Origin of the sequence: Zoogloea ramigera (assembly GCF_006539865.1) — a bacterium.
GTDB lineage: Bacteria > Pseudomonadota > Gammaproteobacteria > Burkholderiales > Rhodocyclaceae > Zoogloea > Zoogloea ramigera.
The window spans coordinates 1-13,216 of record NZ_BJNV01000042.1; the positions used below are offsets into that span (position 1 = coordinate 1).

A 13,216-nucleotide genomic window follows, 5' to 3' on the forward strand; every position below is an offset into this window, starting at 1 on the left:
ATTGACCTACTTCGACTCGGAGCGTCGACATCGACCTTCGGAAGATCGACATCCACCCTCGGAGCGTCGACATCGACCTTCCGAAGATCGACATCGAGCCTCGGAGCGTCGACATCGACCTTCCGAGCGTCGATATCGAGCCTCCGCGGGTCGACGTCGAGCCTCGGAACATCGACGTCGACCTTCGGAGCATCGACGTCGACCCTCCGAACCTCGACGTCGCCCCTCCGAGGCTCACCCGCCGTGCGGTGCACGAAAAACGGGCCGCCTCCCGGGGGAGCGCGGCCCGTCGTGGGGTGAGGGGGCGCCTCAGCCCAGCTTCTTCTTCAGGATCTCGTTCACCTGGGCCGGGTTGGCCTTGCCCTTGCTGGCCTTCATGCACTGGCCGACCAGGGCGTTGAAGGCTTTCTCCTTGCCGGCGCGGAACTCCTCCACCGATTTCTGGTTGGCGGCCAGCACCTCGTCGATGATCGCCTCGATGGCGCCGCTGTCGGTGACCTGCTTGAGGCCCTGGGCTTCGATGATGGCGTCGGCCGACTCGCCTTCGCCGCTCCACAGCGCCTCGAAGACCTTCTTGGCGATGGCGTTGGAGATGGTGTTGTCGGCGATGCGTGCGACCAGGCCGGCCAGCTGCGCGGCGCTCACCGGGCTGGCGGTGATGTCGAGCTCGGCCTTGTTGAGGCGCGCGGCGAGATCGCCCATCACCCAGTTGGCGCAGGTCTTGGCGTTGGCGGCGCCGGCGGCGGCGACCACGTCCAGGTAGTACTGGGCGGTCTCGCGGCTGGCGGTGAGAGTGGTGGCGTCGTAGGCCGAGAGGCCGTATTCGCCCTGGAAGCGCGCCGACAGCGCAGCCGGCAGCTCGGGCAGTTCGCCCTTCACGCGTTCGATCCAGGCACTGTCGATGACCAGCGGCAGCAGGTCGGGGTCGGGGAAGTAGCGGTAGTCGTGGGCGTCTTCCTTGCTGCGCATGGCGCGGGTCTCGCCGGTATCGGGGTCGAACAGCACGGTGGCCTGCTGCACCTTGCCGCCGTCCTCGATGAGGTCGATCTGCCACTGGATCTCGTAGTCGATGGCCTGCTGCAGGAAGCGGAAGCTGTTGAGGTTCTTGATCTCGCGGCGGGTGCCGAACTCGGCCTGGCCGCGCGGGCGAACCGACACGTTGGCGTCGCAGCGGAAGGAGCCTTCCTGCATGTTGCCGTCGCAGATGTCGATCCAGCGCACCAGGGCGTGCAGCGCGCGGGCGTAGGCCACGGCCTCGGCGGACGAGCGCATGTCGGGCTCCGAGACGATCTCGAGCAGCGGCGTGCCGGCGCGGTTGAGGTCGATCCCGGTCATGCCGTGGAAGTCTTCGTGGAGGCTCTTGCCGGCGTCTTCCTCGAGGTGGGCGCGGGTGAGGTTGACGCGCTTCTCGTAGGCGCCACCCTTGCCGTCGGGCACCAGCAGGTCGATGTGGCCGCCGACCACCACGGGCAGCTCGAACTGGCTGATCTGGTAGCCCTTGGGGAGGTCGGGGTAGAAATAGTTTTTACGGGCGAAGACGCTCTTCGGGGCCACCGTGGCGCCGATCGCCAGGCCGAAGCGGATGGCTCGCTCGACGGCGCCCTTGTTGAGCACCGGCAGCACGCCGGGCAGCGCGATGTCGACGCCGCAGGCCTGCACGTTGGGCTCGGCACCGAAGGCGATGCTGGCACCCGAGAAGATCTTGGATTGCGTGTTGAGCTGGGTGTGGATTTCCAGCCCGATGACGACTTCCCAGTCGGTTCTGCTCATGTTTTTTCTCTGGATTCCGGTTTGTTCAGTTCAGTCGCATTGGCCGGTGGCCTTGTCGATCAGCAGCGGCCACACATAGTCGTGGGCGCTGGCGGGGGAACACATCTGGTGGCAGTCGGCGAAGGCCACGGTGATCTGCTCGGCCTGCTCCCAGATGTGGATGCGGCAGTTGCGCGGGCCGGTGAGCTCGATGGACGGCAGGGCCTGGGTCTGGCGGAAGCTGCCCAGGTCGTAGCGGCAGCTGCCGCGCTTGGGCATCGTGAGCTCGACCTTGAGGGCGTTCACCTTTGAGCTGGCGATGTCCACCGTCGCCTTGCCGAAGTTGCCGGTCTCGTCGCGGAAGTTGCACTGGGTGTTCACCGAGAAGCTGCGCAGCGGCATCGGCTTGAGGCGGGCCTTGCCGCCGCTGGCCGGGCGTTCGGTGATGCCGCCCTGGTCGGGCTGGCGGCCGGGCAGCTCGACCGGCAACACCGAGCAGCCGGCCAGGCCGGCGAGCAGCCCGGCCAGGGCGAGGCGGCGGAGCAGGGCGGGCATCAGGCCTCCTGCACCGCCGGGGCGCGGGTGTGCCAGTCGGTGGCTTGCTGAAACTGGTGGGCGGCGCCCAGCAGGTTCGCCTCGTGGAAGTATTTGCCGATCAGCTGCAGGCCCACCGGCAGGCCACCGGCGCCGAAGCCGGCCGGGTGCGACAGGGCGGGCAGGCCGGCCAGGTTGACGGCCACGGTGTAGATGTCGCCGAGGTACATCTGCACCGGGTCGGACGTCTTCTCGCCGAGGCCGTAGGCGACGGTGGGGTTGGTCGGCCCGGCGATGATGTCGCACTGCTCGAAGGCGGCGGCGAAGTCCTGGGCGATCAGGCGGCGCAGTTTTTGCGCCTTGATGTAGTAGGCGTCGTAGTAGCCGTGGGAGAGCACGTAGGTGCCCACCAGGATGCGCCGCTTGACCTCGGGGCCGAAGCCTTCGGCGCGGCTCTTGCAGTACATGTCGTTGAGGTCGGTGTACTGGGCGGCGCGGTGGCCGTAGCGCACGCCGTCGAAGCGGCTGAGGTTGGAGCTGGCCTCGGCCGGGGCGATCACGTAATAGGCCGGGATCGCCAGGCGCGCGTTGGGCAGGCTGACCTCGACGAGGGTGGCGCCGAGCCTGCGGTATTCGGCGATGGCGGCGTCGACGGCGGCGCGAACGTCGTCGGACATGCCCTCGGCGAAGAACTCGCGGGGCAGGCCGATGCGCAGGCCGGCCAGCGGCTGGGCCAGGCTGGCGCCGCAGTCGTCGTAGCTGCGCTCGAGGCTGGTGGAGTCGCGCGGGTCGTGGCCCATCATCGCGGTGAGGAGCGTGGCGCAGTCTTCGGCCGAGCGGGCGAAGGCGCCGCCCTGATCGAGCGACGAGGCGTAGGCGATCATGCCGAAGCGCGACACGCTGCCGTAGGTGGGCTTGATGCCGGTGATGCCGCACAGGGCCGCCGGCTGGCGCACCGAGCCGCCGGTGTCGGTGCCGGTGGCGATCGGCACCATGCGCGCGGCCACCGCGGCCGCCGAGCCGCCCGACGAGCCGCCGGGCACCTTGGTGGTGTCCCAGGGGTTGCGGGTGGGGCCGGCGTGGGAGCTCTCGTTGGAGGAGCCCATCGCGAACTCGTCCATGTTGGTCTTGCCGACCATCACCGCGCCGGCGGCCTTGAGCAGGCTGACCACGTGGGCGTCGTAGGGGCTGGTGAAGTTGGCGAGCATCTTCGAGCCGCAGGTGGTGAGCACGCCTTCGGTGCAGAACACGTCCTTGTGGGCGAGGGGGATGCCGGTGAGCGGGCCGGCGCTGCCGTCTTTGATGCGCGCGTCGGCGGCGCGGGCGGCGGCCAGGGCGCCACCCTCGTCGACGGTGACGAAGGCGTTGATCTGCCCGTCGCGGGCCTGGATGCGGGCGAGGCTGTCGGTGGCCAGTTCGACGGCGGAGACGGTTTTCGCGCGGAGGGCCGCGGCGATGTCCTTGAGGCTGGAATCAATCATGGGCGTGGGCGACGATGAATGCGGTACGGGGCGCGGGCCGTGGGGCCCGGGCCGGGGGTCGGGGCGGCGGCTTACTCGATGACCTTGGGCACCAGGTAGAGCCCGGCCTCGGTCTGCGGCGCGACGGCCTGGAAGGCGGCGCGGCGGTCGGTTTCGGTGACCGCGTCGGGGCGCAGGCGCTGGGCGAGCTCCTGGGGGTGGCTCATGGGCTCGACGCCGTCGGTGTCGACCGCCTGCATCTCCTCGATGAGGCTGAAAATCCCGTTCAGTTTGGCCTGCGTGGCTTCGAGTTCGCCGGGGGCGAGTTCGAGACGGGCGAGCTTGGCGATGTGGCGGACTTCATCGAGGGAAAGTGACATGGCAATTTACAAAGTTGCTTAAACGACAAAGGTTTGTAGGTTATCATAAGCGATTCTGTTGCCCCAATTCCCAACCCTTTCAACGGTTTTTCCGGGATTTTTCTCCGATGTTTGGTTCTCTGCGCTCTTATTTTTCGAACGATCTCGCTATCGACCTCGGCACCGCCAACACCCTGATCTACGTGCGTGGCAAGGGTATCGTCCTCGACGAACCTTCCGTGGTGGCGATCCGCACCGAAGGCGGGCCGAACGCCAAGAAAACCATTCTTGCGGTGGGCATGTCTGCCAAGCAGATGCTGGGCAAGACGCCGGGCAACATCACGGCCATCCGACCCATGAAAGACGGCGTGATCGCCGACTTCACCGTGACCGAGCAGATGCTCAAGCAGTTCATCAAGAAGGTCCACGACACCCGCCTGTTCTCGCCCAGCCCGCGCATCATCATCTGCGTGCCCTGCGGCTCGACCCAGGTGGAGCGCCGGGCGATCCGCGAATCGGCCCTGGGCGCCGGCGCCAGCAATGTTTACCTGATCGAGGAGCCGATGGCCGCGGCGATCGGTGCCGGCATGCCGGTGGCCGACGCGACCGGTTCGATGGTCGTCGACATCGGTGGCGGCACCACCGAGGTGGGCGTGATCTCGCTGGGCGGCATGGTGTATGCGGGCTCGATCCGCGTCGGTGGCGACAAGTTCGACGAGGCCATCGTCAATTACATCCGCCGCAACTACGGCATGCTGATCGGCGAGACCACCGCCGAATCCATCAAAAAGGGCATCGGCTCGGCCTTCCCGGGTTCCGAGGTGCAGGAGATGGAAGTCAAGGGCCGCAACCTGGCCGAAGGCATCCCGCGCGCCTTCACGATCTCCTCCAACGAGATCCTCGAGGCCCTCACCGAGCCGCTCAACCAGATCGTCTCGGCGGTCAAGATCGCCCTCGAGCAGACCCCGCCCGAACTCGGCGCCGACATCGCCGAGCGCGGCATGGTGCTCACCGGCGGCGGCGCGCTGCTGCGTGACCTCGACCGCCTGCTGATGGAGGAAACCGGCCTGCCGGTGATCGTTGCCGACGACCCCCTCACCTGCGTGGTGCGCGGCTCTGGCATGGCCCTCGAAAAGATGGACCAGCTCGGCTCCATCTTCACCAGCGAATAAGCATCGGCTGAACGGCCGGGCGCCCACGTGAATCTCCCGATCCACCGTGAGCGTCAGCGACCCGGGCATGTCCCGGGTCGTGCCGTTTGTCGAGCGACCTGATCCCGCCCAGTCGTGGTCGGCCATTCGCCTCCTCCCTTCTTCAAGCGCGGGCCGGCTCCGCTGGCCAAGCTCGTCTTCTTCGTCATCGTCTCGCTGGCGCTGCTGATCTCCGACCTCAACCTGCGCTACCTCGACGCCTTCCGCCAGGGCCTGTCGGTGCTCGCCTATCCGCTGCAGATGGCGGCCGCCACGCCGGCGGATTTCGTGCGCAACGCCTCCAATTATTTTTCGTCGCTGGTGCGCTTGCAGATCGAGAACAAGGAGCTGAAGAGCCGCCAGCTGCAAGGCGCCGAGCGCCTGCTGCGGCTCGACCAGCTGGAGCAGGAAAACCGCCACCTGCGGGCCCTGCTGGAAGCGCGGGAGCGCCAGCCGGTGAAGTCGGTGGTGGCGGAGATCATGTACACCGCCAAGGACCCGTTCTCGCGCAAGGTCATCCTCGACAAGGGCGACCAGGCCGGCATCGCCGCTGGGCAGGCAGTGGTGGACGAATCCGGCGTGATCGGCCAGATCACCCGCGTCTTTCCGATGCAGTCCGAGCTCACGCTGCTCACCGACAAGGACCAGGCGATCCCGGTGATGATCGTGCGCAGCGGCCTGCGGGCGGTGCTGTTCGGCTCAGGCAATGGGCTGATGGAGCTGCGCTACCTGGCCGCCAACGCCGACGTGCAGCCGGGCGACAAGGTCGTCACCTCGGGCCTCGACGGCGTCTTCCTGGCCGGGCTGCCGGTGGCCACGGTGGCCAAGGTCGAGCGCGACCAGGCGCAGACCTTCGCCCGCATCCCGTGCCTGCCCGCCGCGGGGGTCGAGCAGTTCAGCCACGTGCTGGTGCTGGGACACCGGGAAAACCTGCCGCCGCGGCCGCCGGAGGCCGAGGTGATCAACAAGGGCAAGGGCGCCAAAGGCCGCAAGGCCAAGGCAGGCAAGGAGTAAGCCGTGCAACCGACCAACCGCTCGAGCCGCATCCTGCTCCCGGTGAAGATGTGGTTTGTCTACCTCACCCTCTTCATCGCGCTGTTCCTCAACTACATCCCCACCGGCCATCTGCCGGCGGTGCCGGATTTCGTCGCCCTGGTGCTGGCCTTCTGGTGCGTGCGCGAGCCCCTCAAGATCGGTATCGGCGCGGGCTTCGCGTTCGGCCTCCTGACCGACATCGGCGTCGGGGCAGCCCTCGGCCAGCATGCCTTCTCCTACGTGCTGCTGGCTTACGCGGCCAATGAGCTGTCGCGCCGGGTGCTGTGGTTCACGCCGGTCGAGCAGGCCCTGCATGTGCTGCCGCTGCTATTCATGTCCCAGGTGGTGATGGTGCTGGTGCGCCTGATGGCCGGCGCCGAGTTTCCGGGCTGGTGGATGTTCTTTGGCGCCTTCGTGGCCGCGCTGCTGTGGATCCCGCTGCATTACGTGCTGCTGCTGCCCCAGTATCAGCCCGTCTCGCGGGACGAGAACCGGCCGATCTAGCCCCCCATGACCGTCATGCGTACGCCCGAGCAGGAGCTCGCCCGTTTTCGCGGCCGTCTGGCGGTGGCCGGGGTGGTCGCGCTGCTGTGTTTCGGGCTGCTCGCGGCGCGCTTCTTCTACCTGCAGGTGATGCGCTACGACTACTACTCGACGCGCGCCGAGGACAACCGCATCTCCCTGGTGCCCATCGTGCCCAACCGCGGGCTGATCACCGACCGCCATGGCACCGTGCTGGCCCGCAACTACTCGGCCTACACGCTTGAGATCACGCCCTCCCGGGTTGCCGACCTCGACGCCACCATCGAGGAGCTGTCCACGCTGGTGGATATCCAGCCTAAAGACCGGCGCCGCCTCAAGAAGCTGATGGACGAGAGCAAGAGCTTCGAGTCCCTGCCGATTCGCAACCGGCTCTCCGACGAAGAGGTCGCCCGCTTCATCGCCCAGCGCTACCGCTTTCCCGGCGTCGAGCTGAAGGCGCGGCTGTTTCGAGACTATCCGATGGGCAGCTTCGCCTCCCACGTGATCGGCTATATCGGCCGCATCAACGACCGCGACCTCGAGCGCATCGAGGAGAGCGACGATTCCGCCAACTACCGGGGCACCGACCACATCGGCAAGTCAGGCCTCGAGAAGAGCTACGAGCGCGACCTGCACGGGATCACCGGTTTCGAAGAGGTCGAGGTCGACTCCGGCGGCCGCGCCGTGCGCCTCCTGCGGCGCACCCCGGCGATCCCGGGCAACAACGTGGTGCTGACCCTCGACCTCAAGCTCCAGGAGATCGTCGAGAAGGCCTTCGGCAACCGCCGCGGCGCGCTGGTGGCGATAGAGCCTTCCACCGGCGGGGTGCTGGCGCTGGTGTCCACCCCCAGCTTCGACCCCAACCTGTTCGTCGATGGCATCGCGCCCCAGGACTGGGACCAACTCAACACCGACCAGGACAAGCCGCTCCTCAACCGGGCCATCTACAGCGCCTACCCGCCGGGCTCCACCTTCAAGCCCTTCATGGCCCTGGGGGCGCTCACCACCGGCAAGCGCACGCCCGGCCAGACCCTCGCCGACCCCGGCTATTTCAACTACGGCGGCCACCGCTTCATGGACGACAAGGTCGGCGGCCATGGCGGCGTCGACATGTACAAGTCCATCGTGGTGTCGTGCAACACTTATTACTACGTTCTCGCCAACGACATGGGCATCGAATCGATCGCCAACTTCATGCGTCCGCTGGGCTTCGGCCAGCGCTCGGGCATCGACCTGCCGGGCGAGGCGGAGGGCGTGCTGCCCTCGCCCGAATGGAAGAAGCGCCGCTTCAAGCGCCCCGAGCAGCAAAAATGGTTCGGCGGCGAGACCATCTCGGTGGGCATTGGCCAGGGCTACAACGCCTACACACCCCTCCAGATGGCCCAGGCGCTGGGGGCGGTGGTGAACAACGGTGTGCTGTACCGGCCCCACATCGCCCGCCATGTGGTCGACGCCAAGACCGGTGAGAAGCGGACGATCGAGCCTGAGCCCCTGCGCACGATCCCCTTCAAGCAGTCCCACATCGACCTCATCAAGCGGGCGATGGTGGGCGTGAACAAGGCCGGCACGGGCTCGCGGGCCTTCGCCGGCGCGCCCTACGAGGTGGGCGGCAAGACGGGTACGGCTCAGGTGTATTCGCTGAAGGGCGGCAAGTACGTGGAGGGCCGGGTGGCCGAACGCCTGCGCGACCATTCGTGGTTCATCGCCTTCGCGCCGGCCGACAAGCCGGTCATCGCGCTGGCGGTGCTGGTGGAGAACGGCGGTTTCGGCGCCCAGTCTGCCGCGCCCATCGCCCGCCAGGCGCTCGACTACTACCTGCTCGGCAAGGTGCCGGCGGGCATCGCGGCCGAAGATCCGGCGGCCGAGGAGTCGGCCGAATGAACTCGCGCCTCGACCCCCGCCGCTGGCTGCACTACCTGCTGGCGCCGCTGGACGGCCCGCTGACCCTGCTGATCCTGATCCTCGTCGGCTACGCCGCGGTGGTCATGGTGAGCGCCTCGCCAGAGCGCCTCGGCACCCTCGCGCTGAATACCGCCGTCGCCTTCTCGGTGATGTGGATTGCCGCCAAGACGCCGCCGTCGCGCATGATGAGCGCGGCGCTGCCGCTCTACGCGATCGGGGTGCTGCTGCTGATCGCGGTGGCGCTGTTCGGCGATGTCTCGAAGGGCGCCCGGCGCTGGCTCAACATCGGCGTGACTCGCATCCAGCCGTCCGAACTGCTCAAGATCGCGATGCCGCTGACCCTCGCCTGGTACTTCCAGAGCCGCGAGGGGATGCTGCGGGCGCGGGATTTCTTCATCGCCGCCGGGCTGCTGCTGCTGCCGGTGGGGCTGATCGCCAAGCAGCCCGACCTCGGCACGTCCATCCTGGTGGCCGCCTCGGGTTTTTACGTGCTGTTTTTTGCCGGCCTCACCTGGCGCCTGATCCTGCCGGTCGCGGTGGTGGGCATCGTCGGCATCGGTGCCATCGTGGCGATGGGCGACACGATCTGCCAGCCGGGCGTCGACTGGCCAGGCCTGCGGGAGTACCAGAAACACCGGGTGTGCACCCTGCTCGACCCCACCTCCGACCCCCTCGGCAAGGGCTTCCACATCATCCAGTCCACCATCGCCATCGGCTCCGGCGGCGTGTTCGGCAAGGGTTGGGGCAAGGGCACCCAGACGCACCTCGACTTTCTGCCCGAACGGCATACCGACTTCATCTTTGCGGTGCTCACCGAGGAATTCGGGCTTGCCGGCGCCCTGTTTCTTGTTGTAGTCTATATATTGTTGATTTTTCGCGGCCTTTTTATTGCCGCTGGTGCCCCGACCCTGTTTTCGCGCCTCCTCGCCGGCGCACTGACGCTGATCTTCTTCACTTACGCGTTCGTAAACATGGGCATGGTGAGCGGAATCCTCCCCGTTGTCGGGGTCCCGCTGCCCTTCGTCAGTTACGGTGGCACTGCACTCGTTACCCTGTGTCTTGGTGTTGGAATGCTGATGAGCATCCAGCGCCATCGTCGCCGGGTAGGTACCTGAACCCGCGCGCGTCTTGCTGCGCGCGCCCGAACAGGAATGAGCGTCATGCCCCCTGTAGCGATGTTCCGTCGCGCCGGCTCCCTGCTGGCGCTCCTTCTGGCTGCCCTGTCGTTTTCGGCGCCTTCTTCCGCACTTGCCACTGATTCCGCGCCGCTGATGCCGGAAGCCTCCGCACGTTCCGGCCTCAAGCTCTCGTCGCCGGCCGCGTTGGCCGCCGGCCGCTTCAAGTTCGACGGCGAACCCGAAGCCGCCGAGGACGAACCGGCCGCAGACGTCGCACCGCGCCCGATCCACAACGTCGACAAGAGCGAGTATGCGCTGCCGACCACCTTGCCGGGCAGTGGCAGCCAGTTCCGTGAGAAGGGTGTCGCCAGCTGGTATGGCAAGATGTTCCACGGCCGCAAGACCTCCAGCGGCGACACCTACGACATGTACGCGATGACCGCAGCCCACCCGAGCCTGCCGATTCCCAGCTACGTGAGGGTGACCAACCTCAATAATGGCCGTTCGGCGGTGGTCCGGGTGAATGACCGCGGCCCCTTCCATCCGGGCCGCATCATCGACCTCTCCTACGCCGCAGCCTACAAGCTCGGTTATACCGACCAGGGTCAGGCCAATGTCGAGGTGGCGCTGGTGCTGCCTGAAGACGTGGCGCTGGTCCACCCGGCGCGCCCGATCCCGCCGGTGCGCAAGGCCAGGCCGGCGCTGCAGCCGACCATCGCAGCCGCACGTCAGCAAGCGGCTCCGGCGGCGGCCCCTGCCGAGGTGCCGCGCCCGATGCAGCCCGAGTTGCCCGTGGTGGCGAGCGTTCAGCCGGCCGTGGTGCCTGTCGCCTTGGCCACCGTCGCTGCCGCTGGCGGCAAGCAGCCCGAGCGCGGTGGTTCGCAGGTCTTTTTGCAGCTGGGGTCCTTCCCGTCGCTGCCCAATGCAGAGTCCTTCAAGGTCTTCGTCGAGAGTGAGCTCAAGTGGCTCCGCGAGTCGGTGCTGGTGCTGTCCTCCGAGGGCAAGTACCGCCTCCATATCGGCCCCTTTCCGTCGGCTGCCGAGGCTCGTTCGATGGCCGAGCGGATCGCCGGGACGCTCAAGCTCAAGCCTTTCGTCGTCCAGCGCTGACCCTTTTGCCGTGGCTGGCCACGCCCCGGCGTGGGCTGGTTTGCGGGTTGGGTTGCAGGGGTGCAACGCATGTTGTTTTTTTGCGAAAAGCATAAAACCATGCTGGTAACAAGGAAATTTTTCTCATCTCGTCTATAGTGAAATAAACACGCGAGGAGAAAGATCATGAGCTTCATCGATTCGCCCATCAGCCGTTGCGAAGCCGTTCGCGAAATGGTGCTGACCGACCAGACCCAGGGCCAATGTGCGCTTGAGCACGGATGTCCGCCAGGGCGTAACTGCCCGCTGGATGGTTGTTTTGCCGAAATCTCCGGTGTCACCGAAGCGGCCGTGGTTGCCGAGGTGCTCGCTGCCGAAGCGGCCCATCATGTTCAGGAGGAGTCTCCGACCTCATGGCAAACCGAACCCTCGGAACCCGTCAAAAGCTCGTTTTCCGCGGTCCCGACAAAGGACCAGGAAAGGCTGGCAGCCTGAGCAGGCCCCGAAACCCCCTTGTGGCGCCGGCGCTGCTGCGCAAGGCCGGTGCCCACGAGAAGACGGTGGGGGCTATGCGGCAGGCGTCAAAGCGCGAGCTTGCCCGGCAGCTTGAAAAGCCTGCCGGAGGTGAGGGGGCCAAGAAGCCAGGCTGAGAGTTCCGCTGGAAGCCCTGCGGGCTGTGGCTGTGGTGGTATTGACTTGCGAAACGCCTTGTCGGGCAGGCTTGGGAAGCGTTGTGTGCCGGGTTTATGGCCGCAGCGCTTTTTTGCTTTTTGTCGTGGCGCTGTTGCTGTTACCCGTGGCGTTTTCCGAAACACGTTTTTATCCGCCTTTGCTGCAGCCCCGATGCTGCTACAGGTGAGAACAAATTCGCACTTGGTCGGTAGAGCCGGGGTGGGGCCTTTATTTTGGCCTCCGTGCGCAAATGAATTCGCACCGACAGGGAGCCAGGCCGGTTTGGAGTATTGCCAGCGGATGGCTGGGGCAGAGCCTTTGTTTTTGGCTTGCCGAGGTTCGGCCACCCAGGTCGCCGATGAGCGAGCGCCTTCGGTAAAACCCAGGCGCTGCCTCAGCACCCGCTATCGTGTCTCCATCGTGCCCTTGACCCACTCGCCCGACACAGGATGCGGGCTTTCCGCCGGCTCGTCTGGTGAGGGCCCGGCTTTGCCGGCGGGGTGCCCGCGACGGCGCAAGGCAGCTCGGTGCCGTAGCTCGTATTCATGCGCCGCTGGGGGGGCGGCGTGGTGTTTTCGTAACGCCCGACATGCGTCGTTGCCGAGTCGAGGGCTCGCCGGGAAACGGCCGTCGACCGCTTCCCGGCTCCGCGATGAACGCTTGAATACCCGATGTAGTCAGGTTCAGCGCAGTTTCTCTAGCAGGCCTTCGAGCTGGTCCAGGTCACCGAACTGGATGGTGACGGCGCCGGCGCCTTTCTTGTTGGCCTTGATCTTCACCGTCGCGCCGAGGCGGTCGGCGATTTCCTCTTCGAGGCGCAGGATGTCCCGGCTCGGTTGCGGGGTCGGCAGCTTGGACTTGGGGTTGAGCGCCTGCTGGGCGAGGCGCTCGGCTTCACGCACCGACAGCCCGCGGGCGGCGATCAGGTTGGCCAGGCCGATCTGGGTGGCGCCGTCGAGGGGCAGCAGCGCCCGGGCGTGGCCCATGTCGATGTCGCCCGCCATCAGCAGCTCCTGCACCGGTGCGGCCAGCTGCAGCAGACGCAGCAGGTTGGAGGCAGCCGGGCGGGAGCGCCCGACGGCCTCGGCGGCCTGCTGGTGGGTCATGCCGAACTCGTCGATGAGGCGCTGGATGCCGCCGGCCTCTTCGAGGGGGTTGAGGTCTTCCCGCTGGATGTTCTCGATGAGGGACATCGCCAGCGCCGCCTCGTCGGGGATGTCCCGCACCAGGCAGGGCACCTCGGCGAGGCCGGCGATCTGGGCGGCACGCCAGCGGCGTTCGCCGGCGATGATTTCGTAGCGCTTTGCGTCGAAGAGCCCGCCCTGGGGCCCTTCCAGGCGCCGCACCAGGATCGGCTGCATCACGCCCTGGGTCTTGATCGAGGCGGCGAGCTCTTCGAGGGAGCCCGGGTCCATGCGGGTACGGGGCTGGTATCGGCCCGGCTGCAGCTCGGTGGCGGGCAGGGTCTGCAGTTCGCCCCCGGAGCTGTCGCCGTCGTCGTTGTTGGCGGCGAGGAGGGCGTCGAGGCCACGGCCGAGGCCTTTGAGTTTGGGAGGTGCCATGTTCGCTCTCAGGGATTCGCCGGG

Annotated in this window: 13 protein-coding genes; 7 read left to right on the forward strand and 6 right to left on the reverse strand. The window is 66.9% G+C overall.

All coding sequences use genetic code 11. The features are described 5' to 3' along the window. The 5 genes from ZRA01_RS20860 to gatC form a co-directional block, all read right to left on the reverse strand. A partial coding sequence (locus tag ZRA01_RS20860) for a hypothetical protein (protein WP_218028714.1) occupies nucleotides 1–254 on the reverse strand: 254 nt, incomplete at its 3' end. A gap of 55 nt (nucleotides 255–309) precedes the next feature. Beyond that, the gene (gene gatB, locus ZRA01_RS12285) at nucleotides 310–1,770 is read right to left on the reverse strand and encodes an Asp-tRNA(Asn)/Glu-tRNA(Gln) amidotransferase subunit GatB (protein WP_141352584.1); all 1,461 of its coding nucleotides are present in this window, start codon (nucleotides 1,768–1,770) and stop codon (nucleotides 310–312) included. Between the two features lie 30 nt (nucleotides 1,771–1,800). After that, the gene (locus tag ZRA01_RS12290) at nucleotides 1,801–2,304 is read right to left on the reverse strand and encodes a hypothetical protein (protein ID WP_141352586.1); all 504 of its coding nucleotides are present in this window, start codon (nucleotides 2,302–2,304) and stop codon (nucleotides 1,801–1,803) included. Next, a complete protein-coding gene (gene gatA / locus ZRA01_RS12295) occupies nucleotides 2,304–3,764 on the reverse strand; it encodes an Asp-tRNA(Asn)/Glu-tRNA(Gln) amidotransferase subunit GatA (protein WP_141352588.1) in 1,461 nt (486 codons plus the stop codon). The genes ZRA01_RS12290 and gatA overlap by 1 nt, the downstream gene beginning before the upstream one ends. Before the next feature lie 71 nt (nucleotides 3,765–3,835). After that, nucleotides 3,836–4,123 carry an Asp-tRNA(Asn)/Glu-tRNA(Gln) amidotransferase subunit GatC gene (gene gatC / locus ZRA01_RS12300; protein WP_141352590.1) on the reverse strand — a complete coding sequence of 96 codons (288 nt, stop codon included), beginning with the start codon at nucleotides 4,121–4,123 and terminating at the stop codon, nucleotides 3,836–3,838. Nucleotides 4,124–4,230: 107 nt separating this feature from the next. On the opposite strand from gatC, the gene ZRA01_RS12305 reads away from it, so the two are divergent. The 7 genes from ZRA01_RS12305 (at nucleotide 4,231) to ZRA01_RS12335 (ending at nucleotide 11,453) form a co-directional block, all read left to right on the forward strand. Next, nucleotides 4,231–5,274, forward strand: a complete 1,044-nt coding sequence (locus ZRA01_RS12305) for a rod shape-determining protein (protein ID WP_141352592.1) — start codon at nucleotides 4,231–4,233, stop codon at nucleotides 5,272–5,274. A 114-nt stretch (nucleotides 5,275–5,388) separates the two neighbouring features. Further along, entirely contained in the window at nucleotides 5,389–6,306 is a 918-nt protein-coding gene (gene mreC, locus ZRA01_RS12310) for a rod shape-determining protein MreC (RefSeq protein WP_141352594.1), read from the forward strand. 3 nt (nucleotides 6,307–6,309) lie between these two features. Further along, on the forward strand, nucleotides 6,310–6,831 hold the full coding sequence (gene mreD / locus ZRA01_RS12315; RefSeq protein ID WP_141352596.1) for a rod shape-determining protein MreD: 522 nt from the start codon (nucleotides 6,310–6,312) through the stop codon (nucleotides 6,829–6,831). A gap of 6 nt (nucleotides 6,832–6,837) precedes the next feature. Next, a complete protein-coding gene (gene mrdA, locus ZRA01_RS12320; protein ID WP_141352598.1) occupies nucleotides 6,838–8,730 on the forward strand; it encodes a penicillin-binding protein 2 in 1,893 nt (630 codons plus the stop codon). Next, nucleotides 8,727–9,866 (forward strand): rod shape-determining protein RodA, encoded by a 1,140-nt coding sequence (gene rodA, locus ZRA01_RS12325; protein ID WP_141352600.1) that lies wholly within the window; start codon nucleotides 8,727–8,729, stop codon nucleotides 9,864–9,866. The genes mrdA and rodA overlap by 4 nt, the downstream gene beginning before the upstream one ends. A gap of 45 nt (nucleotides 9,867–9,911) precedes the next feature. Beyond that, on the forward strand, nucleotides 9,912–10,979 hold the full coding sequence (locus ZRA01_RS21255; RefSeq protein WP_218028715.1) for a septal ring lytic transglycosylase RlpA family protein: 1,068 nt from the start codon (nucleotides 9,912–9,914) through the stop codon (nucleotides 10,977–10,979). Between the two features lie 165 nt (nucleotides 10,980–11,144). Further along, on the forward strand, nucleotides 11,145–11,453 hold the full coding sequence (locus tag ZRA01_RS12335; RefSeq protein WP_141352604.1) for a hypothetical protein: 309 nt from the start codon (nucleotides 11,145–11,147) through the stop codon (nucleotides 11,451–11,453). A gap of 860 nt (nucleotides 11,454–12,313) precedes the next feature. Here the strand turns inward: ZRA01_RS12335 and ZRA01_RS12345 are convergent. Then, nucleotides 12,314–13,192 carry a ParB/RepB/Spo0J family partition protein gene (locus tag ZRA01_RS12345; protein ID WP_141352608.1) on the reverse strand — a complete coding sequence of 293 codons (879 nt, stop codon included), beginning with the start codon at nucleotides 13,190–13,192 and terminating at the stop codon, nucleotides 12,314–12,316. Between the last annotated feature and the right edge of the window lie 24 nt (nucleotides 13,193–13,216).

What these genes read in the sequence shown, in the direction of transcription:
- mrdA (WP_141352598.1), top strand. Translation starts at nt 6,838, where the DNA reads ATGACCGTCATGCGTACGCCCGAGCAGGAGCTCGCCCGTTTTCGCGGC.
- ZRA01_RS12335 (WP_141352604.1), top strand. Translation starts at nt 11,145, where the DNA reads ATGAGCTTCATCGATTCGCCCATCAGCCGTTGCGAAGCCGTTCGCGAA.
- gatA (WP_141352588.1), bottom strand. Translation starts at nt 3,764, where the DNA reads ATGATTGATTCCAGCCTCAAGGACATCGCCGCGGCCCTCCGCGCGAAA.
- rodA (WP_141352600.1), top strand. Translation starts at nt 8,727, where the DNA reads ATGAACTCGCGCCTCGACCCCCGCCGCTGGCTGCACTACCTGCTGGCG.
- ZRA01_RS12305 (WP_141352592.1), top strand. Translation starts at nt 4,231, where the DNA reads ATGTTTGGTTCTCTGCGCTCTTATTTTTCGAACGATCTCGCTATCGAC.
- gatB (WP_141352584.1), bottom strand. Translation starts at nt 1,770, where the DNA reads ATGAGCAGAACCGACTGGGAAGTCGTCATCGGGCTGGAAATCCACACC.
- ZRA01_RS12345 (WP_141352608.1), bottom strand. Translation starts at nt 13,192, where the DNA reads ATGGCACCTCCCAAACTCAAAGGCCTCGGCCGTGGCCTCGACGCCCTC.
- ZRA01_RS12290 (WP_141352586.1), bottom strand. Translation starts at nt 2,304, where the DNA reads ATGCCCGCCCTGCTCCGCCGCCTCGCCCTGGCCGGGCTGCTCGCCGGC.
- ZRA01_RS21255 (WP_218028715.1), top strand. Translation starts at nt 9,912, where the DNA reads ATGCCCCCTGTAGCGATGTTCCGTCGCGCCGGCTCCCTGCTGGCGCTC.
- gatC (WP_141352590.1), bottom strand. Translation starts at nt 4,123, where the DNA reads ATGTCACTTTCCCTCGATGAAGTCCGCCACATCGCCAAGCTCGCCCGT.